We start from the raw sequence: 22,913 nt of genomic DNA, 5'->3' as shown, positions 1-22,913 counted from the left end.
CCAACGTCGACAACGACAACAACGCGGCCACCGTCGGTTCCGACACCCAGCACCTCGCCGCGCTGAACAAGGCCGCCCAGGCCGCGTTCGGTCTGGCCAGCACGGTCAACCCGTTCAGCCACGCGGCCGGCGTGCTGACCTTCACCGCTCCGGTCAACACCGCCGGTTACACCGACGCCGCCGGTTCGATCGACGGCACCGCCGCCTCGATCGCCAAGGCCACCCCGACGTTCTCCGCCGCCAGCGGTGCCACGTCGGCCATCACCGCCCTGGACAACGCCATCAAGACGGTGTCGACCACGCGTGCCGACCTGGGTGCCATCCAGAACCGGTTCGACCACACGATCAACAACCTCAACGTCGCGGTGGAGAACCTCACCGCCTCGGAGAGCCGCATCCGTGACGCCGACATGGCGCAGGAGATGGTCCAGTTCACCCGGAACCAGATCCTGTCCCAGGCCGGCACCTCGATGCTCGCGCAGGCCAACCAGGCCTCGCAGGGCGTCCTGTCGCTGCTCCGCTGATCGGCGAGCAGAGCTAGCGACAGCACGTCGTCGCGACCCACGAGGGGGAGGGGGCCATCGGCCCCCTCCCCCTCTGCCGTCCCGGTAGCCTTCATCGCCTCCCGCGATGCGCGGAAGGTGCCGGGCGCGCCCCTGCGGTGCGCCGCAAGCGGGCGCCCGGGCGATCGCCGGCCGCGCACGGGACGGGTGACCGAGACCGTCCCGTGCAGCAGGATGGCGCGGGTGAGGTCGAAGGGGGCCGCGCTGGCGGCCGGCGCCGTCCTGGCCCTGCTGGCCGCCTGCACGCCGGCGGCCGAGGACGAGGCCGCGGGCGAGCACTCCGGCCACACGGCGTCGGGCGCGACGACGTCCGAGGCGCCCCCGACGCCCACCCCGACGACGCCCGCCGTGCCGAACCAGCTGCCCGGCATGCCCCCGGTCTCCGACGCCCGCAACGTCTACTCCGACACCGGCGCGGGGATGCTCAGCGCGGCGGCCCGCGCCGCGCGGCCGCTGGTGTACGTGCCGCACAACAGCGGCGAGGTGTGGGTGATCGACCCGGCCACGTTCGCCGTGGTCGACCGCTTCCCGGCGGGTCTCGAGATCCAGCACGTCGTCCCGTCCTGGGACATGGCGACGCTGTACGCCACCGACGACATCGGCAACACGGTCACGCCGATCGACCCGGTGACCGGCCGCCCCGGGCCGCGGATCCCCGTGGACGACCCCTACAACATGTACTTCACGCCCGACGGGGCGGCGGCGATCTCCGTGGCGGAGGCCCGCCGCTCGCTGGTCTTCTACGACCCGCACACGTGGCAGGAGCAGACCCGCCTGGTCCTCTCCGACTGCGCCGGCGTCGACCACGCCGACTTCACCCCCGACGGGCGGACCGCCGTCTTCAGCTGCGAGTTCGCCGGCCGGGTCGCGGTGGTCGACGTCCCCTCGCGCACCCTCGTGCGGATGATCGACATGCCGGTCATGCACACGCACATGGGTCCGCAGGACGTGAAGCTGGCCCCCGACGGCTCGCGCTTCTACGTCGCCGACTCCGACCAGGGCAGCGTCTGGGTCCTCGACGGTGCGGCCACGCAGGTGATCGGCGAGCTGCGCACCGGCCCGGGGGCGCACGGCCTGTACCTCAGCCGGGACGCGACCCAGCTGTACGTCACCAACCGGCGCGACAACAGCGTCAGCGTGCTGGAGGCCAACACCGGCGCACCGATCACGAAGTGGACCCTGCCCGGGCCGTCGAGCCCCGACATGGGCGGCGTCACCGCCGACGGCAGCCAGCTGTGGCTCTCCGGCCGCTACGACGCCGAGGTGTACGTGATCTCCACGGCCGACGGCTCGCTGCTCGCCCGCATCCCGGTCGCCGAGGGGCCGCACGGCCTCTGCGTCTGGCCGCAGCCGGGCCGCTACTCGCTGGGGCACACCGGCGTCACCCGCTGACCGCTCACCCGGAGGGGTGAGGCGCGGTCCAGCCACCCGGCCGCGCGGTCGATCCCTTGCGGGTGAGGGTCCCGTTCGTGGTCTACGGCGTGCTGTACGTCGTCCTGGAGATGGTCGGGCACCAGCTCGAGCAGGTCGGGTGGGCCGACGTCTCGGGGCTGGACGTGGCCACCGCGGTGACCGATGCCCTCCTCGCGGTGGCCGTCTGCGCCGCCGTCCTCCTGGCCGTCGACCTGGGCCGCAAGCGCTGGGGGCCCGCGGTGACCGCGTGGCTGGCGCAGCGGACGCACGTCGTCGACGCCGAGATCTGGGACGACGGGCCGGTCCGGACCTACGCGTGGCGCCCGCAGCCGCTGGCCGTCACGGCCGAGCGCGTGGAGGAGCCGAGGAAGAAGTCCTGGACGGGGAACCCGTACTCCTTCGGCGGGCACCGCTTCCCGAAGGACGACGGCACGCTGCTCTGACTCAGAGCAGGGCGAGGAACAGCGCGCGGGAGCTCAGCGTGTGCGCGGACACCGCGTCGTCCCCGCGCCGGCCCACCAGCCCGGCCACGGCGCCGGCCGACGCCACGGCGACACCGGCGTCCAGGAGCGCGTCCGCCAGCACGCCGTCGAGGTCGGCGTCGTGCAGGTCCTCCACGTCACGCAGGGCGAACGGGGCGGTGGTGGTGGCGACTGCGGTCTCCATGACGGCATCTCCTGGCTCGGTCGGGCGCCGGGTCCCTCCCGGCTGCTCCGACTCTGCGGGCCGCACCGCAGGTCAGTCCCGAGGGAGCCGCACGAATTCCGCAAGACCGGACCGTCCGGCCGGGCGACCCGATCCCGCGGCTCTGGGTGCTTGGATCGTCGGCATGCTCTCCCCGATCCGGCTGACGGGCGAGCACGTCCGCCTCGAGCCGCTGACCTCCGCGCACGTGCCCGGGCTCGCCGCGGCGGCCGCGGAGGACCGCGGCAGCTACGCGTTCACCCGCGTGCCCGACGGCCCCGCCGATTCGGCCGCATACGTCGGGACGGCGCTGGCGGAGCAGGCCGGCGGGCAGGTGCTGCCCTTCGCCGTCGTCCGGACCCGCGACGAAGCGGTGGTGGGCTCGACCCGGTTCCTCGACCTGGAGGTGCTCGGTGTCCCCGGCGTCGTCCTGCCCGACGACGACCGGCCGCCGAGCGTCCTCGAGATCGGCAGCACCTGGTACTCGGCGTCGGCCCAGCGCACCCCGCTGAACACCGAGGTCAAGCTGCTGCTGCTGGGCCACGCCTTCGACGTGTGGCAGGTGCTGCGGGTGACGCTGAAGACCGACGCCCGCAACCAGCGGTCGCGGACGGCGATCGAGCGCCTCGGCGCCCGGTTCGAGGGGATCCGCCGGGCGCACACCACGGCGAGCGACGGGACGATCCGCGACAGCGCCTACTACTCGGTCGTCGCGGCCGAGTGGCCCGCAGTCCGCGACGGCCTCCGGCGTCGGCTGGGACGAACCGCAGGTCACGAAGCGACCGCACCTGTTCCCAACGGGTGATCTACGGCTAGTGTTGGCCCATCGGGAAGGCCCTGCGCTATGGCAGGACCCCGATGCACCACCACAGCTAGGAGCGAGCAATGCCCGAAGGAACAGTGAAGTGGTTCAACGCTGAGAAGGGGTTCGGCTTCGCCACCCCCGACGGTGGCGGACCGGACGTCTTCGTCCACTACTCGGCCATCCAGACCAGCGGGTACCGCTCGCTCGATGAAGGCCAGCGGATCGCGTTCGACATCGAGCAGGGCCAGAAGGGCCCGCAGGCTGCGAACGTCACGCCGCTCTGATCACCTGATCAGCACAGCGCCCCCGTCCGGTTCTCCGGGCGGGGGCGCTGTCGTTGCTGGGGGGCCTCAGCGGGCGCGCGGCACGTACCCGCCGATCAGCGCCGACATGAGCAGCGCGCCGTCGTGCTCACCGACCGCGGCCGCGGCGTCGGCGAACGCCTGCCACCGGGCCCGCTCGACGTCGGTGGGCGCGTTGGCGGCGCGGGCCGCCAGCTGCTGACCGAGCCGCTCCCACTCGCTCTGCGGCGTCGGCCAGAGACCGGCCAGCCGCCGGGCCTCCGCCGAGATGCCGGTGATGCGGACGATGTCGCCCGCGTGGTTGGTCAGCGGCTCGATGTAGCCGCACGACGCCAGCGCCTTGGCCGCGGCGACCACCTCGGCCTTGGGCAGCCCGCTCGCCGGCACCACGGAGCCCAGCAGGTAGGGGGCGCCGCCGTGCTTGGGCTCGTCGACCAGCCGGGCGATCGCCCGGAGGACGGGCAGGTCGCGGGTGAACCAGACGTCGGGCAGCAGATCGCCCGGGGCGGTGGGATCGGGGGTGGTCACTCCCCCAGTCTGCCCCGGCTCCGCCGACGGGTCGGCGCCCCGTCCCGGGGGCAGGGGGCGGGGCGCCGCGGGGAGCCCGCCGTCAGCGGCGAGCTCCGGTCAGGTCCGGCCGGACGGCCAGGATCAGGCCGAGGGTCGTGTAGCCGAGCAGCAGGTGACCGCCGCTGACGAAGGACGTCGCCTCGTCGCTGACCAGCGCCATCGCCGGGAACATGACGAGCACCCAGGTCTCGGCGATCGCCGGCCACACCCGGGCGGCACCGCGCCACCGGCCGGCGATCGCGATGCGGATGCCGATCGCGGCCATGCCGAGCATCGACAGCGGCCAGAAGGCGTCCAGCGCCAGCCAGAACACCTGCTCCGACACCTCGGGTGCGACCATCCACTGGACCGACGAGGCGATCGCCAGCCCGAGCATGACGTGCTCGGCGTGCAGGAAGCCTCGGGCCAGCCGGCCGGTCCCCGTCGCCTGGGTGCGCAGCTGCACCGCGACCAGCGCGACCAGGCCGAGCTGGAACAGCAGCGAGCTCGCCTTGTAGGCGAGCGGGTACTCCTCCCCCGTTCCCACGTCGTAGGTGAGCATCGAGCCGACGGCCCACGACGCCGCGCCGACGGCCATCGCCACGCCGCCGAACCGCACGAGCTTCGTCACCTCCGCGGCGGGCGCGGTCGGGACGGGACGGGCGTCGGTGCGGGCGGACGGCGGGCTGGTGTTGATGGACACGGTTCCTCCGAGGAGCGGGGGCGGCGCCGGGTGCACCGCGACGACCGAAACGCTCCCGGTCCGGCGTCCCGGGCAGCCAGGGCGCCGGCGCACCGGCTCACCCGAGGGGTGTCCCGACCTGGTCGGGACACCGTGCCTCTGTCGGCCGGGACGCCGGTCCCGGCATGATCCGCGCGTGGAGGTCGAGGAGCGCAGCCCCGGACCGGTGCCCGCGGTCGTCCCGCCGGGCCGGTCGTCGCGCTCCCGCGTGGTGCCCGCGCTCGGCTGGGTGGCGGCCGCCGCCACGGTGGCCGCAGTGGTGGGCAGCGCCGTCCTGGACGCGATCACGCCGGAGTCGGCGCGCGCGGCGGCCGAGGCCGGGCCGGGATGGATGATCGGCCTGTCGGGGTTGCTCCTCGCCCTCCCGGGCGGCCTGCTGGTGCAGCGCGCCCCGCGCAACGCCGTCTCCTGGGTGGTCGCCGGGACCGGCCTGTTCTGGGCCGTCGACGCCCTGGCGTCGTCCTGGCTCACCTACGCGGTACAGAGCGATCCGCCGCTGCCCGGCGCCTCTCTCTCCTTCTGGTTCGTGGGAAGAGTGGGTGCGTGGCTGCTCCTCGGCCTGCCGCTGCTCCTGCTGCTCTACCCCGACGGCCGGCTGCCCACCGGCCGGTGGCGCACCGTGTCGCTGGCAGCGCTCGCCTGCTCGGCCCTGCTGCCCGTGCTGCTCCTGATCACGCCGTCCGAGATCGCCGACCGGCGAGCCGGCAGCGGCACCCCGGCCGTCTACGACCGGCTCGACCTGGACCTGACCAGCCTCCCGCTGCCCGAATGGCTGCTGTTGCCGCTGCTGCAGGTGGCCTTCCCGCTCGTCGCGCTGGGCATCCTGCTGCCGCTCGCCGTGGTGGGTCACCGGCTGCGCGCGGCGTCCGGCGACGACCGGCGCCGGATGCGCTGGCTGCTGTGGGCCGGGGTGGTCGACGCGCTGGTCATGCTGGCCGCGCTCGTCTTCCCCACCTCCACCGCCAGCCTCGACCTCGCCGTCGCCGTGGGGCTGACGGGCCTGGCCGTCACCATCGGCATCCTGCGTCCCCGCGCCTTCGACATCGACCGGCTCCTGGGCCGCACCCTCGTCTACGGCGGGCTCGCCGCGGGGGTCGTCGTCGTCGACCTCCTCGTGCTGGCCGCTGCGGGGGCCCTGCTCGGGAACCCGTTCGGCGAGCAGAACGCCCTCGTGGTCACGCTCGTCGTCGTCGCGTGCGTGTACGTGCCGCTGCGCGGGGCGCTGTGGCGGATCGTCCGCCGCTGGGTCCTGGGCGAGCGCGAGGACCCCTACCGCGTCGTCGCCGGCCTGGCCGAGCGGCTGGAGCGCTCCGGCGGCGCGGAGGAGCAGCTGACCGCGGTGGCGGCAGCGGTGGCCCAGGCCTTTCGCTCCCCGTACGTCGGCGTCGAGGTCGAGTTCGCCCGGGGTGACCGGCTGGTCGCCGAGCACGGGCGGCGCCCCGCCGAGGTGCAGTCGCTGCCCATCGCCTACCGCGGCGAGGAGGTCGGCCGCCTCCTGCTGCCGGCCCAGGGCGTGCGCGCCCAGCTGGTCACCGGCGACGAGCGGCTGCTCGCCGACGTCGTCCGCCAGGCCGCCGCCGCCGCCCGCGCCGACTCCCTCGCCGCCCAGCTGCAGGCCAGCCGCGGCGAGCTGGTGACCGCCCGCGAGGAGGAGCGGCGCCGCCTGCGCCGCGACCTGCACGACGGGCTGGGACCGAGCCTGGGCGCGGTCGTCCTGCGCATCGACACCGCGCGCAACCTCGCGACGGCCGGCCGCGCCGGCGAGGCCGACCAGCTGCTGCAGCAGGCCCGGGACGACGTCGCGGCGGCCCTCGCCGACGTCCGCCGGCTGGTGCACGACCTGCGCCCGCCCGCCCTCGACGACGTGGGGCTGACCGCGGCGGTGCGCCAGCAGGCGGAACGGCTGCTGGACCCGCGGGTCGCCGTGACCGTCGACGGCGCGCCGGGCGTGGACGCGTTGCCGGCCGCGGTCGAGGTCGCCGGCTACCGCATCGCGTCGGAGGCCCTGGCCAACGCGGCCCGGCACGCCTCCGCCGAGCGGGTCGAGGTGACGCTCGCCCGGAGCGACGGGGCGCTGGTGGTCACCGTCGCCGACGACGGCGTGGGCATCGACCCGGCGGCTCCCGCGGGGGTCGGCCTGGTGTCGCTGCGCGAGCGCGCCGCCGAGCTGGGTGGCCGGTGCACGGTCGAGTGCCCGCCCGACGGCGGGACGGTGGTGCGGGCGGTCCTGCCCGTCGGAGCGGGAGGAGCACGGTGAGCGAGCCGGAGGAGCCACTGCGCGTCGTGGTGGTCGACGACCACCCGGTGTACCGCGACGGCTTGGCCATGCTGCTCGGGTCGGTCCCGGGGGTGGCGGTGGTGGGCACGGCCGCCGACGGGGAGGCGGCGGTGGCCGTGGCGCTCGAGGAGCAGCCCGACGTCGTCGTCATGGACGTGCAGATGCCGGGCATCGACGGCATCGAGGCGACCCGGCGGATCACCTCGGCGTCGCCGTCCGTGGGCGTCGTCGTCCTCACCATGAGCGAGGACGACGGCACGGTCTTCGCCGCCGTTCGCGCGGGCGCCCGCGGCTACCTCCTCAAGGGCGCCGACCAGGAGGAGGTCGTGCGCGCGATCACGACGGTCGCCGGTGGCGGCGCCGTGTTCGGCGCGGCGCTCGCCCGGCGCATCGCCCAGTTCTTCGCCGCGGGCCCGGCCGGGCCGGAGACCGCCTTCCCGCAGCTGACCGCCCGGGAGCGGGAGGTGCTCGACCTCGTCGCCGCCGGCCGCTCGAACGCCCAGATCGCGGCGGCGCTGTACCTCTCGCCGAAGACGGTGCGGAACAACGTCTCGAACGTGCTGACCAAGCTGCAGGTCACCGACCGCGCGCAGGCGATCGTGCGGGCACGGGAGGCCGGCCTCGGCCGCTGATCGGGTGGCGGCGCCCTCGTACCGTGGAGGCATGACGACGTCCGCTTCGCAGCAGCCGAAGGTGCAGAAGACCGACGAGGAGTGGCGAGCCCAGCTCTCGCCCGAGGAGTACGCGGTGCTCCGGCAGGCGGGCACCGAGCGCGCCTGGACCGGTGAGTACGTCGACACCAAGACCGTCGGCGTCTACGAGTGCCGCGCGTGCGGCGCCGAGCTGTTCCGGTCGGAGACGAAGTTCGACTCGCACTGCGGTTGGCCCTCGTTCTACGAGGCGTCGGCCGAGGACAACGTGATCCTCCGCGAGGACCGCAGCTACGGGATGGTCCGCACCGAGGTGCTGTGCGCCACCTGCCACAGCCACCTGGGCCACCTGTTCGACGACGCCCCGCAGACGCCCACCGGCGACCGCTACTGCATCAACAGCGTCTCGATCCGGCTCCAGCCGGCGGAGTGACCCGCTCCGAGACGCACGAGGGCGGCTACCGGAACTCCGGTAGCCGCCCTCATCCGCATCCGGGCGGGATCAGGCCAGGTCGCGGACCAGCTCGGCGATCGGCTTGCGCACGCCGGTGTAGAACGGCACCTCCTCGCGGACGTGCCGCCGGGCGCGGCTGGCCCGCAGGTCGCGCATGAGGTCGACGATGCGGTGCAGCTCGTCGGCCTCGAAGGCCAGCATCCACTCGTAGTCACCCAGCGCGAACGCGGCGACCGTGTTGGCCCGCACGTCCGGGTACGGGCGCGCCTGCATCCCGTGCTCCTTGAGCATGTCGCGCCGCTCCTCGTCGGGCAGCAGGTACCACTCGTAGGAGCGCACGAACGGGTAGACGCAGATGAACTGGCGCGGCTCCTCGTCGGCGAGGAACGCCGGGATGTGGCTGCGGTTGAACTCGGCCGGCCGGTGCAGCGCCATCTGCGACCACACCGGCTCGAGGTGCCGGCCCACGGCCGTGCGGCGCAGCCGGGTGTAGGCCTCCTGCAGCGCCTCGGCCGAGGAGGCGTGCCACCAGACCATGACGTCGGCGTCGGCGCGGAAGCCCGCGACGTCGTAGGTGCCGCGCACGACGACGTCCTTGCCGGCGAGCTCGTCGACCAGCGCGGAGAGCTCGTCGGCGGCCGCGGTCCGGGCCTCGTCCGCCAGGGGCCGGGCGAGCCGGAACACCGACCACATCGTGTAGCGGATAGTGGCGTTGAGCTCGTTCGCCCGCTTGCCGATGCTGCGCTGCCCGACCTGCTCCGCGGCCTGTTCCCCGGTCTGCTGCTCGCTCATGCGGCCATTGTTCCTCGCGCCGGCGGTGTGCCCGTGCACACCCTCGGTGCCCCGGACGCACGAAGGCCCTTCCCGAGCCGGTCGGGAAGGGCCTGAGTGACGGTGCGGGTGGACGGCGGGGTCAGCCTGCCGCCCGGTTGGTTTCCCGTTCGCGCTCCAGCCGTGCGGTGCGGGCGTCGCGGCAGTCGTCGCAGGCGGCCATCCACACGTGGTGGCGCAGGCAGCGGGCGTGGCGGGAGAACTGGACAGGGGCCTGGTTCCGGTGGAGCGAACTCACGCCTCCCTCAACACCGGGACGCCCTCCCGGATGCCCGTGCCCGTGGTGGTGTGGGCCACCACGGGCCGGACCTCACCCGGGGTGGCTGCGGCTCAGCCACGCGTCGACGTCGATCTCGACGACCCGGCCGATGAGCAAGCGCGGCGCCCGGATGCCCACCGCCGTCCGGTCGAGGGTGCCGTGCGCCCGGACGCGCAGCCAGCCGTCCGGCCGGAACTCCGCCGTCGCCGTCACCGGCAGCGGCGCCGACGTGCCGCGCACGTGCAGCGCGCCCTCGGCGGTCCAGCTGCCGTCGTCCCGCTGCCGGAACCGGTCGGCGGACCAGGTCATCGCCGGGTGCCGGTCGATGTCGAGCAGCCAGGGCTTGCGCAGGTCGGTGTCCCGCCGGCGGATGCCGGTGTCGATGCTCCGCAGGTCCATCTCTCCCACGGCCCAGCGCGGCGTCGCGTCGTCCCCCACCTCCACCTCGCCCCAGCTGCAGGCGATCGCCCCGTGCACGGTCGCCCCCAGGTTGCGGACGGCGAAGGTCACCCGCGTCCGGCTGTCCGACACGGCCCACGTGCCGGCGGCGACGAGCGGGGACCGCAGCTGGGCGGTCACGACCGCACCTCCGCCGGGACGTCGGCGCGCACGACGCGGCCGAGGGCGACGCGGTCGGCGCCCGGCAGCAGCTCCGGGTCCTCGCCGGGCAGCAGGTCGGTGCGCCGGATGCGGTCGCGCACCTCGTCGAGGGTCTCCACCGCGGTGGCCAGCCCGACCACGACGATGCGCTCGTCCGCGCTGCGGAACACCAGCACGCCGACCAGCCCGCCGACGTCCCGGACGGCCGGGTGGATGCGTTCCCGCCCGCCCCGCTCGGCCGCCTGCGCGACGGCGGGGTCCCCGCTGCCGTTGAGCCAGGTGATCTGGGCGAACAGCGGGGCCCGCCCGGCGGCCGTCCCGTCCATGCGGTCGGCCATGCGGTAGGTGCGGGTGCCGGCCGGGGCCTGCGCCTCGTCCGGCCAGAGGATGACGACGGTGCGCTCGTCATCGTCCAGGTGGTCGACGACGACCGCCCCGATGGCGTCGGGCGGACCGGCGACGGCGTCCCCGGGACGCCGGTGGGTGTGGATCGTGGCATGCACGGGAGTGCTCCTCGTGTCGGTGGGACCGGCCCGTCCGGCCCCGTCGCGGGGAACGATCCGGCGGCGGCGGACCCCGGACATCCGTGGAACCACGGGGATCCACCACTGAGAACCCGGTACGCAGGAGGGCTGCGGGCGTGGATACTGCGCGCCGTGGCGACGGCCACCGCGCCTCCCGACGGCGCTCCCTTCGTCGGCCGCACCGCCGAGCTCGCCGAGCTGGCGGCGGGCATAGCCGCGGCCTCGGACGGGCGCGGCGGGCTGCTGCTGCTCTGCGGCCCGGCCGGCATCGGCAAGACCCGCACGGTGGAGGAGGCCGTGCGCGCCGCGCCCGCCGTCGCCTGGGGGCGCTGCGTCGACGACCCCGGCGCCCCGCCGCTGTGGCCGTGGCGCCGGGTGGTGCGCTCCCTCCCCGCGGTCCGGGCAGCCGTGGCCGGCCTGGAACTGCCGTCCGAGGCGCCCGCCGACGCGGATGCCGCCCGCTTCCAGCTGGTCGCGACGGCGAGCGAGGCGCTGGTCGACGCGGCGGCGGACGACGGCCTCGTCGTCGTCCTCGAGGACCTGCACTGGGCCGACGAGACCTCGCTGCGGCTGCTGCGCCACCTGGCCGGCGAGCTGCGGGAATCCCGGCTGCTGGTGGTGGGCACGTACCGCGACCCGGCGGCCGGGGCCGGCGTGCGCGCCCTGGACGCCACGCTCCCCGAGCTGCTGCGGTGGCCCACCACCCGCACGCTGCGGCTCGCCCCGCTGACGGAGGACGACGTCCGGGCGTTCCTGCCGGGCGCTCCGGCGGAGACCGTCCGCGCCGCACACCGGCGCAGCGGCGGGAACCCGCTCTACCTGCGGGCCGTCGCACGGGCCTCGGCGACCGGGACGGCGGACGGGGACGCCGAGCTGCGGCACCTCGTGCGGACGACGCTGACCGAGCTGCCTCCGCCGGTCCTCGACCTCCTGGACACCGCCGCGGTCCTGGGCGAGGAGGTGGACGCGGGACGGCTGGCCCTCGTCACCGGCCGCCCGGTCGAGGAGGTGGGCGACGGGCTGGACGCCGCGGTGCGCGCCGGCGTGCTGGCGGCGGTGCCGGACCTGCCGGGCCGGCGTCGGTTCGCGCACGCCGTGGTGCGCGACGCGATCTACGCCGACCTCGCGCCCAGCGCCCGGGAGGAGCTGCACCGCCGTGCGGCGACGGCCCTGGAGCAGCCGGCCGCGGACGACGACAGCGCCGCCGGTCTCGTGGCCGGGCACTGGCTGCGCGCGGCGTCGGAACCCGCGGCGCTGCTCCGGGCGGCGTCCTGGGCACGGCGGGCGGCCGGCGCGGCGACCCGCTCGCTGGCCTTCGACGAGGCGGCCCGCTTCCTGGGGATGGCGCTGGCCGCCGCCGATCGCGCCGGCCTGGACCCGGCGGATCGCGCGGAGCTGCTCCTGGAGCTGGCCACCGCCGAGTTCCGGGCCGGGCGGTCCGGCGAGAGCCTCGAGCACGCGACCGCCGCCTCGGAGACCGCCGCCGCGTGCGGCCGGGTCGACCTCCTGGCCCCCGCTGCGCTCACCGTGCAGGACGTCGCCGCACCGGGCTTCCCCCCTGCGGTGCTCCGCATGTGCGAGCGGGCACTGGCCGACCCCACCCTCGCCGAGCGCCCCGCCCTGCACGCGCGGCTGCTCGCCCAGACCGCCTCCGTGCTGGCCGACGCCGGGCGGCTGGCCGCGGCGGCGGCGCCCTCCGCCCAGGCCCTCGCGCTGGCGGAGGAGAGCGGCGATCCCCAGGCGGTCGTGGACGCGGTCCGGGCCCGGATGAAGGCGAGCCCGACCGCGCTTCCTCGGGACGAGCGGATGCGGCTGGGCCTGCTGGCGATCGAGCACGCCGCCACCACCGGGCAGCCGCTGGCAGAGCTGTGGGGCGCGAAGTGGCGGATCGACGCCGCGCTGGAGGGCGGCGACATGGCCACGGTCGACGACGAGCTCGCCCGCGTCACCGCGCTGGCACGGCGCACCCGGCTGCCGCTGGTCCGGTGGCACGACCTGCGGCTGCGCGCGTCGGTCGCGGCGCTGTTCGGCAGGTTCGAGCAGGCGCTCGCCCTCAACGAGGAGGCGCGGGAGGTGGGCTCCGCCGAGCTGTCGCAGGACCTGTCGGCCGCCGGCATGTCCGGTGCCTTCCTGTACCAGTACGCGATGGTCACCGGGAACGCCGAGGCGCTGGACACGGAGGTCCTCGCGCTGATGGACCTCGCCGACGACGTGCCGATCGTGCAGGCCAGCCGCGCGGTCGTGGCCCTGGTCGCGGGCCGGCGCGACGAGGCGGCCGCCCGGTACGCGCGGCTGCGTCCGCGGGTGGCCGAGCACGACTTCGTGGAGTCGGCGGGGGTGGCCGAGACCCTCGTGCCGCTGGTCGAGGAGTTCCGCGACACCGGGGCCGCGGAGGCGCTGACCGGCATCGTGGCGGGCATCCGCATGGACGCCGGCGGCGCCGGGGTCTACTGCTGCGGCTCCGTCGACGCCCTCCTCGGCCGGCTGGCCGCCGTCCGCGGGGACTGGGACGAGGCGGTCCGGTGGTTCGAGGAGGCCCTGCGGGCGGACACCCGCACCGGGGCGCGGCCCGCCGCGGTCAACGACCGGGTCGGGCTGGCCGCGGCGCTGCTCGCCGCCGGCCGGGAGGCCGAGCGCGTGGGCGGCCTGGCACGGACGGCGCTGTCCGAGGCGCGGCGGCTGCGGATGCCCGGCCCCGAGCGGCGGGCGGCCGCCCTCGTGACGGAGGCAGGACGGGCCGCCCGCGCGGCGGACCCGCTCACCAGCCGCGAGCGGGAGATCGCGGCGCTCGTGGCCGCCGGGCTCACCAACCGCCAGATCGCCGAGCGGCTGTTCCTCTCGGCCCGCACGGTGGAGACCCACGTGCGCAACATCCTGACGAAGCTGGGCCTGGCCAACCGGACCCAGATCGCCACGCGCACGGTCGCGCCCTAGAGCAAGGCCTCCACCGCGTGGTGGGCGTCGCGGATGCAGGCCGGCACGCCCACGCCGCGGAAGGCCGCCCCGGCGATGGCGAGCCCCGGCACCGCGCTGACGGCCGCGCGGACGGCGTCGACGCGTGCCGGGTGGCCGACCAGGTACTGCGGCAGCCCGCCACCCCAGCGCACGACGCGGGTCTCCAGCGGCTCGGGGCGGTCGAGGTCGAGCAGCTCCGCCACGTCGGCGACCACCGCGCGGGTCAGGTCCTCGTCGGACCGCTGCAGCTCCGACTCGTCGCGGAACCGGCCCACCGACGAGCGGACCAGCAAGGCCTCTCCCCCGGCAAGGTGCGGCCACTTCGCCGACGACACGGTCACGCCCTTCACCAGCCGCCCGGTCACCGGCGGGACCAGCAGCCCCGATCCGGCGTCGACGTCCTGCGCCGGGAACGCCATGGCGACGACGGCCATCGACGCGTACGGGATGCCCTGCAGCGGCTCCACCGCGCCCGGCGCCACCTCGGCCAGCAGCCGGGCGGCCTTGGGCGCCGGCGCGGTCACCAGGACGGCGTCGGCGGAGAGCAGCTCCGGCGTCGCGGCCGGGCCGACCGACAGCTCGAAGCCGCCCGCCGTCCGCCGCAGCGCGTGCGCCGGTGTGCCCAGCCGGACGACGGCCCCGGACGCCGGGACCAGCGCCTCCGGCAGCGAGCCGATCCCGTCGGCGACCGTCGCGAAGACCGGCCCGTCGGCGTCGCCGCGGCTGCGCTCCCCCGCCTCCCGGGAGGCAGCGGCGGCGGCCAGCACCGAGCCGGCGGCGGGCAGGTGGGCCGCCAGCGCCGGCATCGTCGCCGCCAGCGACAGCTCGTCGGCCCGGCCGGCGTAGACCCCGCCCAGCAGCGGTTCGACCAGCCGGTCGACGACCTCGTCGCCCAGCCGCTCGCGGAGCAGGCCGCCGACCGCGACGTCGGCGTCCAGGGCCAGCCGGGGCAGGTCCGCCTCCGCCCGCACGCGGGCGACGCCGTCCGGGGAGAGGAAGCCGTCGAGGCCGTCGGCCGACGCCGGGACGCCCAGGACGGTCCCCGCGGGCAGCGGGTGTCGGCCGTCGGGCAGGACGACCGACGCCTGGGTGGTGGCCGGCGCGACCAGCCGGTCGGCGAGCCCGAGGTCCTCGATCAGCCGGACGGCCTCGGGGACGCGGGCGAGCACCGCCTCGGGGCCGGTGTCGTACCAGTGCCCGGCGAGCTCGACCCGGTGCAGCTTGCCGCCGATCCGGTCGCCGGCCTCGAGGACGACGATCTCGTCGTCGGGACGGCGCCGCCGCCACTCGAAGGCGGCGGCCAGGCCGGTGATCCCGGCGCCGACGACGACGAGGCGGCTCATCGGGCCGAGAGCTCGTGGACCAGCTCGACGACGTGGGTCAGGACATCGGGGTCGGTCTCGGGCAGCACGCCGTGGCCGAGGTTGAAGATGTGGCCGCGCGCGGCCCGGCCCTGCTCGACCACGCGGCGCACCTCGCGGTCGACGGTGCCCCGGTCCGCGAGCAGCACGGCCGGGTCGAGGTTGCCCTGCAGCGAGCGCTGCGGGCCCACCCGGCGGGCCGCCTCGTCGAGCGGCACGCGCCAGTCGACGCCCACGACGTCGGCGCCCGCGTCGCCGATCAGCGGCAGCAGCTCGCCGGTGCCGACCCCGAAGTGGATCCGCGGCACGTCGCGGTCCCCCAGCCCGTCGAACACCGCGCGGGAGTGCGGCAGCACCCGCTCGGCGTAGTCGGCGGCCGAGAGGACGCCGGCCCAGGAGTCGAACAGCTGCACCGCGGAGGCCCCCGCGTCGACCTGCGCCCGCAGGAAGGTCGCGGCCGAGACCGCGAGCCGGTCGAGCAGCCGGGCCCACGCCTCCGGCTCGGCGTACATGAAGGCCTTGGTGCGGGCGTGCTCCTTCGACGGGCCGCCCTCGATGAGGTAGGTGGCCAGCGTGAACGGAGCGCCGGCGAAGCCGATGAGCGGCGTCGGCCCCAGCTCGGCGACAAGCGCCCGCACCGCCGTGTCCAGGAAGGCCAGGCGCTCGGGCTCGAGCGGGGGCAGCGCGTCGACGTCGGCCACCGAGCGCACCGGCTGCGCGACGACCGGGCCCACCCCGGGCTTGATGTCGATGTCGACACCGGCGACCACCAGCGGGAGCACGATGTCGGAGAAGAGGATCGCGGCGTCCACCTGGTGGCGGCGGACCGGCTGCAGGGTGATCTCGGTGACCAGATCGGGGTCCTGGCAGGAGGCGAGCATCCCGGTGCCGGCCCGCAGCTCCCGGTACTCCGGCAGCGACCGCCCGGCCTGGCGCATGAACCACACGGGCGTCCGGCTCACCGGCAGGCCGCGGGCGGCCCGCACGAGGTCGGAATCGGACGGCAGCGCCCGGGCAGGGTCGGTGGCGGCACTCACGACCGCCGATCCTCCCAGACGGCGCGACAGTGCCGGCCCGCCGTCCTGATCGGCCGGGTGACCGAGCGGTTGCGGCGCGTCGGGAGCGGTGTGCTACCCGGCGGCCTACCCTGCCAGCGTGGAGCCCACCAGCCTGGCCAGCGCCGGGAACCGGGGCAGGGACGCGACCGGCGACGAACCCCCTGCCGAGTTCCGTGCCGCCCTGGAGGCGCTCGCCGCCGTCCACGCCCGGCCCGAGATCGTGCTCGAGCAGATCCCCGCACCGCAGCGGCTGGCGCCCTTCGCCCACGCCGTCGCCGCGCGGGTGGCCGAGGCCGACCCCGACGGCGCCGAGGACTTCGAGATCGCGAGCGCCCGGTTCATCGTGCTCTACGACCCCGCGGGGCACGAGGCGTGGAAGGGGACCACCCGCTGCGTGGGCTACCTCTCCGCCGCCACCGACGAGGAGCTGGTCGACGACACGATGTTCTCCGAGGTCGCCTGGAGCTGGCTCACCGATGCGCTGGCCGACGCCGGCGCCCAGCACCACGCCGTCGGCGGGACCGTCACGCGCACCGCCTCGACGAGGTTCGGCGACCTCGCGGGCCCCGAGCACAGCGTCGACGTCGAGATGCGGGCGTCGTGGACGGCGGAGGACACGGCCCTCGACCGGCACCTGCAGGCGTGGCTCGACGTGCTGGGCAACGCGGCCGGCCTGCCCCCGCCGGGCGTGCGGCTGCTCGGGCCGGGCGGGGAGAGTCGCTGACCGGTCCGGCGGCGAGGGTCTCTAACATCGGGACAGCGGCCGGGCACTGGCCCCGCTGCGCCGGCGCCCCTCTCCCCCGCCCCCGCAGGATCCCGCGGGAACGCCCCGGAGCCGGCGGCCCGACGACGAGCACCGGCAAGAAGGTGGACGGCAACTGAGCACCGAGCCCACTCCCGCCCCGGCGGAGGACGCCGCGGAGACGATCTCGACGGCCGAGCCGCTGCTCGCGCCGCGTGACGGCCTTCCGCCGGTCATCGACACCTCGACCCAGCTCGTCGAGTACGCCGGCGCCCTCCGCGAGGGCTCGGGGCCGGTCGCCGTGGACGCCGAGCGGGCCTCGGGCTACCGCTACGGCCAGAAGGCCTACCTGGTCCAGATGCGGCGCAAGGGCTCCGGGACCGGGCTCATCGACCCCGTCCCGCTGCCGGACCTGTCGGTGATCCAGGACGCCGTCGCCGACGCCGAATGGGTGCTGCACGCGGCCAACCAGGACCTGCCCTGCCTCGCCGAGATCGGTCTCGTGCCGCGCCGGGTCTTCGACACCGAGCTCGCCGCGCGGCTGGCCGGACTGCCGCGCGTCGGCCTGGGCGCCGTCGTCGAGTCGCTGCTCGGCTACACCCTGCAGAAGGGGCACTCCGCCGCCGACTGGAGCACCCGGCCGCTGCCCGACGAGTGGCTGGTCTACGCCGCCCTGGACGTCGAGGTGCTCGTCGAGCTGCGCGACGCGCTGGCGGCGATCCTCGAGGAGCAGGGCAAGACCGAGTGGGCGCGGCAGGAGTTCGAGGCCATCCTCGCCGCCGGGCCGCCGGCCCCGCGGGTCGACCCGTGGCGGCGCACCTCGGGCGTGCACGGCCTGCGCAGCCGTCGCCAGCTCGGGATGCTGCGCTCGCTGTGGGAGGCCCGGGACGACATGGCGCGTCGCCGCGACGTCGCCCCCGGCCGGGTGCTGCCCGACTCGGCGATGGTCTCGGCCGTGCAGGCCGATCCGGCCAACGAGGGCGCGCTGCTGGAGCTGCCCGTCTTCCGCGGGCGCGCCAACCGGCGGCTGGTCGCCACCTGGTTCGGCGCGATCGCGCGCGGCCGCGCCCTCCCGGAGGCGGAGCTGCCGCCGCACAGCCGGTCCGGCGACGGGCCGCCCCCGGTCAACCGCTGGGCCGACCGCGACCCCGCCGCGGCCACCCGTCTCCAGGCCGCGCGGGCCGGTCTGGTCGAGCTGTCGGAGAAGCACTCGGTGCCGGTGGAGAACATCGTCTCCCCCGACCTGGTCCGCCGGATCATGTGGAGCCCGCCGGAGGACCGCGACGCCGCGGCCGTCGCCGGGGCGCTCCGGGCCGGCGGGGCGCGGGAGTGGCAGGTCGAGCTCACCCTCCCCGTGCTGACCGAGGCGGTCACCAAGGCCTGACCCCGGCCCGTCGTTACGCGATCGTGACGATCCCCCGGCGGTGCACCCGTCACGCTGCTGCGTACAGGCGGCGTCGGACGGCGAGGGGACGGGCGGTGGCGGTCAGCGGGCTCGGCGGTCCGGCGCAGGCCGGTGCGCCCTTCGCCGACTTCGTCGCCCACCAGCAGCCGGCACTGCTGCGGCTCGCGTTCCTGCTCGCCGGCGAGCGCGGCCAGGCGGAGGACCTCGTGCGGACGGCGCTGGTGAGGACCCACCGGCACTGGGACCGGATCGTCCGGCGCGGCGAGCCGTCGGCCTACGTGCGCCGTGCACTGGTCACCGCCCACCTCAGCCGGCGCCGCCGGGTGTGGCGCCGCGTACGGCCCGCCGACGGCCCGGCCGACGTCGTGGCGGCCGGCCCGCCCGGACGCCTCGACGGCGACGAGGCGCTGCTGCGGGCGCTGCTCGGCCTGCCGCCGCGGATGCGGGCCACGCTCGTCCTCCGCTACTACGAGGACCTCTCGGAGCTGCAGACCGCCCAGGTGATGGGTTGCTCGGAGAGCACCGTGGACACCCAGGCGGCGCGCGGGCTGACCCGCCTGCGGAACGTCCTGGGCGGCGACGTCCACGGGGTCGCGCGATGACCGTCGAGGACGAGCTGCGCCAGCGGCTGCACGGCTTGGCCCACCGGACCGGGCAGCCGTCGCCCGACGGGCCCGAGCTGGCGGACGTGGTGGCCGGCCGGTCGTCGGCTCACCGGCGGACCCGCCGGGGGGTGCTCCTGGCCCTGGGGTGCGTCGCCCTGCTGGCGCTGGTGCTGCCGCGGCTGACCGGCGGCGCGGTGGACGGCGCGGACCCCGCCCCGGGATCCGCCACGGAGGCGCCGTCGGCCACGCCGGTCGGCGGTACGGGAGCCGGCGCTGCGCGGGCCGGCTGGTTCGACGGGCCCACCCGCGGTTCGCTGGCCGGCGACCGGGAGTTCGTCGACGGCGTCAAGGCGTTGCCCTGGGCCGACGAGCCACCCGTGCGCGCGGCGGACGGGACGGTCCTCTTCTACCTGCCCGACCCGCCGGTCGAGGCGCGGACCGTCGCCTTCGCCGGTGAGGTCCCGGGCGGGCGCTGGGCGCTGGTCGTGGGCACGCCGTCGGCCGAGGCGGCCGCGGCGGCGGGCGTGCCGCCGGACGTCGTCCCCACCGACCAGCTCACGGCTACCTGGTTCACCGGCCCGGTCGACGCCACGCCGGAGCAGATGACGCTCGCGAGCGGGCCCAACGGCATCGCCGGCGACTGGCCGGTCGCGCTCACCGACCCGCGCAGCGGCGTGCTCGTCGTGGTCGCCCGGCCCGGCGACAGCGTCGAGGTGTCGCAGCGGCCGATGGTCGACGCCGAGGGGCAGACCACCCGGGAGTGGCGGAAGGTCGAGACCGACGACGGTGTCGCCGTCACCCGGGTGTCGCCTTTCCCGCGGGCCTACGACGCGTCGACGTCCTACCGCGTCATGCGCGGGGACCGGCTCGAGGCGCGGGACATGCCCTGGTCGGTCCTCGACGAGGACCTCGTCGAGCAGCCGCTGCCCGTCGAGTACCCCCGTGGCCGCCCGGACGCCCTCGGCCAGCGGGCCGCGCAGTTCGCGGCGGCGAACGTGCTCGGCGAGCTCGGCCTCTCCGCCGCGCAGGTGACGATCACGGCGCAGTGGGTGGGCAGCGTGCCCACCGGAGAGGTGGAGCAGGCGGCGGTCGTCACGGTGACGCTGCCGAGCGGCGCCGTCGTCGTGGCGTCGCAGTGGCTGGCGCCGGAGCTGCCCGACGGCTCGAACATGGGCGCCTACTGCGGCCAGGCGATCCTCCCGGCCGGGCCGCCGCCCGAGCGCCGGGTGCAGGCGGTCGCCTGCGAGACGGTCGACCACACGTCGGGAGCGCCCTTGCGCACCCACCTCGTGGTGGTCGGGCCACCGGAGGTGGCGCTGGTGCGCACCTACGACGGCGACCGGGTGTTCCTGGAGGAGCACACCACCCAGGACGGCGTCCTCGTGGTCCCCATGGCCCTCGGCACCGAGACCGTGGAGGCGGTGACGGCGGGCGGGGTCACCCTGGGCCGGGTCGAGCTGCTCGGGCACGCGGCGGACTTCGGTGACTGACCTGGCGCGCGCGGCCGCCGCGCTCCTGGTGGTCGTCGTCCTCGGGGCCTGCGGTGCTCCCCGGGAGCAGGCACCGGTGCAGACGCTCGAGGTCCCCCCGGCTCCGACCGTGCCCCACGAGCCGGGGCAGACGTTCGAGGTACCGCCTCCGCCGCGGCCGGTGTCGTGGACCGACGACGGGCACCTCTCGGTGACCGCGTACGGGAGCTCGAGCTGCCCGGCCGGCCCGACCCGCGTGCGGGCCACGGGTCCTCAGGAGATCGAGGTCGACATCGATCTCCTCTTCCCGGACCGGGACCCGTGCACCGCCGACATGTCGCCGACCACCACCGAGGTGGAGCTCCCGGACGGCGTCTCGCCGGACGACGAGCTGACGGTGCACCTCCGGTACGGGGAGGACCGCGAGACGATCGTCCTGCCGCCCGCCGGCAGGTGACACGGCGGGCGGCAGGGGCCGATCCCCCTAGTGACCGGTCGCCGCGGCGCGGCGCCGGGCGAGCGCGTCCACGCTCGCGGCGAGCAGCAGCACGCCACCGGTGATGATGTAGCTCAGGTAGGCCTCGGTGCCGAGCAGACCCAGGCCGTTCGCGATGATCGCGACGACCAGGCCACCGAGGACGGCGTCCCGCACCCGGCCGCGGCCACCGAAGAGGCTGGTGCCACCGATGACGGCAGCGCCGACCGCGTACAGCAGCGTGTTCCCGGCGCCGGAGCCGGGTGCCACCGAGCCCAGCCGGGCGGCCGCGACGATGCCGCTGATCGCCGCCAGGGTCTGGCCGATGACGAAGACCGACACCCGGATCTTGGTGACGTTGACACCGGCACGGCGGGCCGCCTCGGCGTTGCCGCCGACCGCGTAGACGTGCCGCCCGTAACTGGTGCGTCCCAGCAGGAACGTCAGGATCAGCAGCAGGATGACGACCAGCGGGATCGCGTACGGGATGCCCGCGAGGACGACGCCCACGGCCGGGGCCCGGTCGACGCTGAGCACCGCGGTGACCAGGACGACCACGGCGGCGATGACGCCGATCCGGATGAGCACCACGGCGAGCGGCTGGTGCGCGAGGCCCTTCGCCTTCTGCGTGCGCCACCGGTTCAGCTGCAGCGCGGCGTAGAGGGCGATCACCACCAGGGCCAGGATCCAGCCGAGCACCACCGGCAGGTTCTTGTCGCTGATCGCGGTGATGACGTCGTCGCGGACCGGCACCGTGCCGCCCTGGCCGATGAGCCGGAGGGTGACCCCCTGCCAGCCCAGGAACAGGGCGAGGGTGACGACGAACGACGGGATGCCGATCAGCCCCACCAGGCTGCCGGTGAACAGGCCGATCAGGACGCCGGTGAGGATCGCCGCCAGGACGGCGACGTACCAGGGCGACCCGGCGTCGGCCAGCAGCTTCGCCATGACGGCCGCGCAGAGGCCGCTGACCACGCCGGCCGACAGGTCGATCTCGCCGAGCAGCAGGACGAAGACCAGTCCCATCGCCAGGATGATGATCGGCGCCGCCTGGTCGGCCAGGTTGGCCATGTTGCGCGGCGTCAGGAAGGTCTCCGGGCGCAGGATCGTGAAGAAGATGCCCAGGACGACGATGCCGAGGATCGCCGGGAGCGCGCCGAGGTCACCGCCCCGGACCTTGTCGACGTAGGCGCGCGCGGCGCCGCCGACGGAGTCGGCCGTGCGGTCGGCCTCGAAGCCGGACGGCGCGCCGCCGGGCTCCTGGGCGCTGGTGGACTCGGAGATCGTGCTCGACATGGCTCAGACCTCCACGGCCGCGACGTCGGCGGGCGCGATCCCGATGTCGCCGGACCGGCCCGCGGTGATGAGCTCGATGACCTGGCTGCGGTTGACCTCGGAGATCGGGATGTCCGCCGCCATGCGGCCGAGGTAGAGCGCGGCGACCCGGTCGGCCACCTCGAACACGTCGACCATGTTGTGCGAGATGAAGACGACCGCGTGGCCGGTGTCGGCGAGCCGGCGGACCAGGTCGAGGACCTGCCGCGTCTGGGCGACGCCGAGCGCCGCCGTCGGCTCGTCGAGGACGACGAGCTTGGATTCCCAGAGCACCGCCTTGGCGATGGCGACGGTCTGCCGCTGACCGCCGGAGAGGCTGGAGACGAGCTGGCGCACGGACTTGAGCGTGCGGACCGACAGCTTGCTCAGGGTGTCGCGAGCGGCCTGCTCCATCGACACCTCGTCGAGGACGATGCCGTTCTTGCGCTCGCGGCCCAGGAACATGTTCTGGACGACGTCGAGGTTGTCGGCCAGCGCGAGGTCCTGGTAGACGATCTCGATGCCGAGCGCCGCGGCGTCGCGGGGCCCGGAGATCGACACCGGCCGGCCCTCGAAGATCATCTCGCCAGCGTCGATGGAGTGGATGCCGGCGATCGACTTGATCAGCGTGCTCTTGCCGGCCCCGTTGTCACCGACCAGCGCGGTGACCTGGCCGGGGTAGACCTTCATGTTGACGCCGTGCAGGACCTGGATGGCGCCGAAGCTCTTGTCGACGCCCCGCAGTTCCAGGGTCGGCGTGGGATCCAGGGTGGGTGTGCCGTCCTCGGGACGGCCGGTCGGTGCGGACACGCCGGGGCCTCTCGGTTGAGCCGGTACGGGAGCAGCGTTGACTGCCGGGGCGCCCATCATGGGCG

At 75.5% G+C, this 22,913-nt stretch carries 24 protein-coding genes; 14 read left to right on the top strand and 10 right to left on the bottom strand.

The features are described 5' to 3' along the window. From ACI78T_RS14685 to ACI78T_RS14675, 3 genes are all read left to right on the top strand, one after another. On the top strand, positions 1-524 hold a 524-nt coding region (locus ACI78T_RS14685), incomplete at its 5' end, for a flagellin (protein WP_456558848.1). A gap of 222 nt (positions 525-746) precedes the next feature. Then, positions 747-1,955, top strand: coding sequence for a YncE family protein (locus ACI78T_RS14680; RefSeq protein ID WP_456558847.1), 1,209 nt, complete (start codon positions 747-749; stop codon positions 1,953-1,955). Between the two features lie 62 nt (positions 1,956-2,017). After that, a complete protein-coding gene (locus ACI78T_RS14675; protein ID WP_456558846.1) occupies positions 2,018-2,419 on the top strand; it encodes a hypothetical protein in 402 nt (133 codons plus the stop codon). Between the two features lies 1 nt (position 2,420). Here the strand turns inward: ACI78T_RS14675 and ACI78T_RS14670 are convergent, their stop codons facing one another. Beyond that, positions 2,421-2,642: a hypothetical protein gene (locus ACI78T_RS14670; protein ID WP_456558845.1), complete on the bottom strand. Its 222-nt coding sequence runs from the start codon at positions 2,640-2,642 to the stop codon at positions 2,421-2,423. 163 nt (positions 2,643-2,805) lie between these two features. Here ACI78T_RS14670 and ACI78T_RS14665 point away from each other — a divergent pair, with 163 nt between their 5' ends. Beyond that, on the top strand, positions 2,806-3,465 hold the full coding sequence (locus tag ACI78T_RS14665; protein WP_456558844.1) for a GNAT family N-acetyltransferase: 660 nt from the start codon (positions 2,806-2,808) through the stop codon (positions 3,463-3,465). A gap of 80 nt (positions 3,466-3,545) precedes the next feature. Further along, positions 3,546-3,749, top strand: a complete 204-nt coding sequence (locus ACI78T_RS14660) for a cold-shock protein (RefSeq protein WP_040339721.1) — start codon at positions 3,546-3,548, stop codon at positions 3,747-3,749. A gap of 66 nt (positions 3,750-3,815) precedes the next feature. Here ACI78T_RS14660 and ACI78T_RS14655 read toward each other — a convergent pair whose 3' ends face one another. Next, positions 3,816-4,295: a hypothetical protein gene (locus ACI78T_RS14655; protein ID WP_456558843.1), complete on the bottom strand. Its 480-nt coding sequence runs from the start codon at positions 4,293-4,295 to the stop codon at positions 3,816-3,818. An 82-nt stretch (positions 4,296-4,377) separates the two neighbouring features. Further along, a complete protein-coding gene (locus ACI78T_RS14650; RefSeq protein WP_456558842.1) occupies positions 4,378-5,019 on the bottom strand; it encodes a hypothetical protein in 642 nt (213 codons plus the stop codon). Between the two features lie 175 nt (positions 5,020-5,194). Here ACI78T_RS14650 and ACI78T_RS14645 point away from each other — a divergent pair, with 175 nt between their 5' ends. The 3 genes from ACI78T_RS14645 to msrB are packed head-to-tail and all read left to right on the top strand — an operon-like array spanning position 5,195 to position 8,419. Further along, on the top strand, positions 5,195-7,315 hold the full coding sequence (locus ACI78T_RS14645) for a sensor histidine kinase (RefSeq protein WP_456558841.1): 2,121 nt from the start codon (positions 5,195-5,197) through the stop codon (positions 7,313-7,315). Further along, on the top strand, positions 7,312-7,968 hold the full coding sequence (locus ACI78T_RS14640; protein ID WP_456558840.1) for a response regulator: 657 nt from the start codon (positions 7,312-7,314) through the stop codon (positions 7,966-7,968). The genes ACI78T_RS14645 and ACI78T_RS14640 overlap by 4 nt, the downstream gene beginning before the upstream one ends. A 31-nt stretch (positions 7,969-7,999) precedes the next feature. Continuing rightward, positions 8,000-8,419, top strand: a complete 420-nt coding sequence (gene msrB / locus ACI78T_RS14635) for a peptide-methionine (R)-S-oxide reductase MsrB (protein ID WP_456558839.1) — start codon at positions 8,000-8,002, stop codon at positions 8,417-8,419. Between the two features lie 69 nt (positions 8,420-8,488). Here the strand turns inward: msrB and hemQ are convergent, their stop codons facing one another. The 3 genes from hemQ to ACI78T_RS14620 all read right to left on the bottom strand — a co-directional run bounded on the left by hemQ (position 8,489) and on the right by ACI78T_RS14620 (position 10,633). Further along, complete coding sequence (hemQ, locus tag ACI78T_RS14630) at positions 8,489-9,232, bottom strand: hydrogen peroxide-dependent heme synthase (protein WP_456558838.1); 744 nt, start codon at positions 9,230-9,232, stop codon at positions 8,489-8,491. Positions 9,233-9,581: 349 nt separating this feature from the next. Continuing rightward, on the bottom strand, positions 9,582-10,109 hold the full coding sequence (locus tag ACI78T_RS14625; protein WP_456558837.1) for a YceI family protein: 528 nt from the start codon (positions 10,107-10,109) through the stop codon (positions 9,582-9,584). Next, the gene (locus ACI78T_RS14620) at positions 10,106-10,633 is read right to left on the bottom strand and encodes a hypothetical protein (RefSeq protein WP_456558836.1); all 528 of its coding nucleotides are present in this window, start codon (positions 10,631-10,633) and stop codon (positions 10,106-10,108) included. The genes ACI78T_RS14625 and ACI78T_RS14620 overlap by 4 nt, the downstream gene beginning before the upstream one ends. 153 nt (positions 10,634-10,786) lie before the next feature. Here ACI78T_RS14620 and ACI78T_RS14615 point away from each other — a divergent pair, with 153 nt between their 5' ends. Beyond that, entirely contained in the window at positions 10,787-13,588 is a 2,802-nt protein-coding gene (locus ACI78T_RS14615; RefSeq protein WP_456558835.1) for an ATP-binding protein, read from the top strand. On the opposite strand, the gene hemG is transcribed toward ACI78T_RS14615, so the two are convergent. Beyond that, the gene (hemG, locus tag ACI78T_RS14610) at positions 13,585-14,952 is read right to left on the bottom strand and encodes a protoporphyrinogen oxidase (RefSeq protein WP_456558834.1); all 1,368 of its coding nucleotides are present in this window, start codon (positions 14,950-14,952) and stop codon (positions 13,585-13,587) included. The genes ACI78T_RS14615 and hemG overlap by 4 nt on opposite strands. Continuing rightward, positions 14,949-16,007 carry a uroporphyrinogen decarboxylase gene (hemE, locus tag ACI78T_RS14605; RefSeq protein ID WP_456558833.1) on the bottom strand — a complete coding sequence of 353 codons (1,059 nt, stop codon included), beginning with the start codon at positions 16,005-16,007 and terminating at the stop codon, positions 14,949-14,951. Before hemE ends, hemG begins: the two co-directional genes overlap by 4 nt. A gap of 118 nt (positions 16,008-16,125) precedes the next feature. On the opposite strand from hemE, the gene ACI78T_RS14600 reads away from it, so the two are divergent. The 5 genes from ACI78T_RS14600 (at position 16,126) to ACI78T_RS14580 (ending at position 20,706) form a co-directional block, all read left to right on the top strand. Continuing rightward, entirely contained in the window at positions 16,126-16,752 is a 627-nt protein-coding gene (locus tag ACI78T_RS14600) for a DUF3000 domain-containing protein (protein ID WP_456558832.1), read from the top strand. 46 nt (positions 16,753-16,798) lie between these two features. Continuing rightward, positions 16,799-18,154, top strand: a complete 1,356-nt coding sequence (locus ACI78T_RS14595; RefSeq protein WP_456558851.1) for a ribonuclease D — start codon at positions 16,799-16,801, stop codon at positions 18,152-18,154. 95 nt (positions 18,155-18,249) lie between these two features. After that, positions 18,250-18,777, top strand: coding sequence for a SigE family RNA polymerase sigma factor (locus tag ACI78T_RS14590; protein WP_456558831.1), 528 nt, complete (start codon positions 18,250-18,252; stop codon positions 18,775-18,777). Further along, positions 18,774-20,270, top strand: a complete 1,497-nt coding sequence (locus ACI78T_RS14585; RefSeq protein ID WP_456558830.1) for a hypothetical protein — start codon at positions 18,774-18,776, stop codon at positions 20,268-20,270. Before ACI78T_RS14590 ends, ACI78T_RS14585 begins: the two co-directional genes overlap by 4 nt. After that, positions 20,263-20,706, top strand: coding sequence for a hypothetical protein (locus tag ACI78T_RS14580; protein ID WP_456558829.1), 444 nt, complete (start codon positions 20,263-20,265; stop codon positions 20,704-20,706). Before ACI78T_RS14585 ends, ACI78T_RS14580 begins: the two co-directional genes overlap by 8 nt. A 27-nt stretch (positions 20,707-20,733) precedes the next feature. Here ACI78T_RS14580 and ACI78T_RS14575 read toward each other — a convergent pair whose 3' ends face one another. Continuing rightward, complete coding sequence (locus ACI78T_RS14575; RefSeq protein WP_456558828.1) at positions 20,734-22,020, bottom strand: sugar ABC transporter permease; 1,287 nt, start codon at positions 22,018-22,020, stop codon at positions 20,734-20,736. Between the two features lie 3 nt (positions 22,021-22,023). Further along, positions 22,024-22,848 (bottom strand): ATP-binding cassette domain-containing protein, encoded by an 825-nt coding sequence (locus ACI78T_RS14570; protein WP_456558827.1) that lies wholly within the window; start codon positions 22,846-22,848, stop codon positions 22,024-22,026. Positions 22,849-22,913 lie beyond the last annotated feature (65 nt).

It is taken from the genome of Blastococcus sp. SYSU D00922 (assembly GCF_054050495.1).
The sequence above is the reverse complement of the archived record's forward strand: the minus strand, read 5'-3'. Positions and strand labels throughout refer to the sequence as shown.

Excerpts from the sequence above, each read along its gene's own strand:
- ACI78T_RS14585 (WP_456558830.1), top strand. The coding sequence starts at position 18,774 with ATGACCGTCGAGGACGAGCTGCGCCAGCGGCTGCACGGCTTGGCCCAC.
- hemG (WP_456558834.1), bottom strand. The coding sequence starts at position 14,952 with ATGAGCCGCCTCGTCGTCGTCGGCGCCGGGATCACCGGCCTGGCCGCC.
- hemQ (WP_456558838.1), bottom strand. The coding sequence starts at position 9,232 with ATGAGCGAGCAGCAGACCGGGGAACAGGCCGCGGAGCAGGTCGGGCAG.
- msrB (WP_456558839.1), top strand. The coding sequence starts at position 8,000 with ATGACGACGTCCGCTTCGCAGCAGCCGAAGGTGCAGAAGACCGACGAG.
- ACI78T_RS14670 (WP_456558845.1), bottom strand. The coding sequence starts at position 2,642 with ATGGAGACCGCAGTCGCCACCACCACCGCCCCGTTCGCCCTGCGTGAC.
- ACI78T_RS14665 (WP_456558844.1), top strand. The coding sequence starts at position 2,806 with ATGCTCTCCCCGATCCGGCTGACGGGCGAGCACGTCCGCCTCGAGCCG.
- ACI78T_RS14660 (WP_040339721.1), top strand. The coding sequence starts at position 3,546 with ATGCCCGAAGGAACAGTGAAGTGGTTCAACGCTGAGAAGGGGTTCGGC.
- ACI78T_RS14575 (WP_456558828.1), bottom strand. The coding sequence starts at position 22,020 with ATGTCGAGCACGATCTCCGAGTCCACCAGCGCCCAGGAGCCCGGCGGC.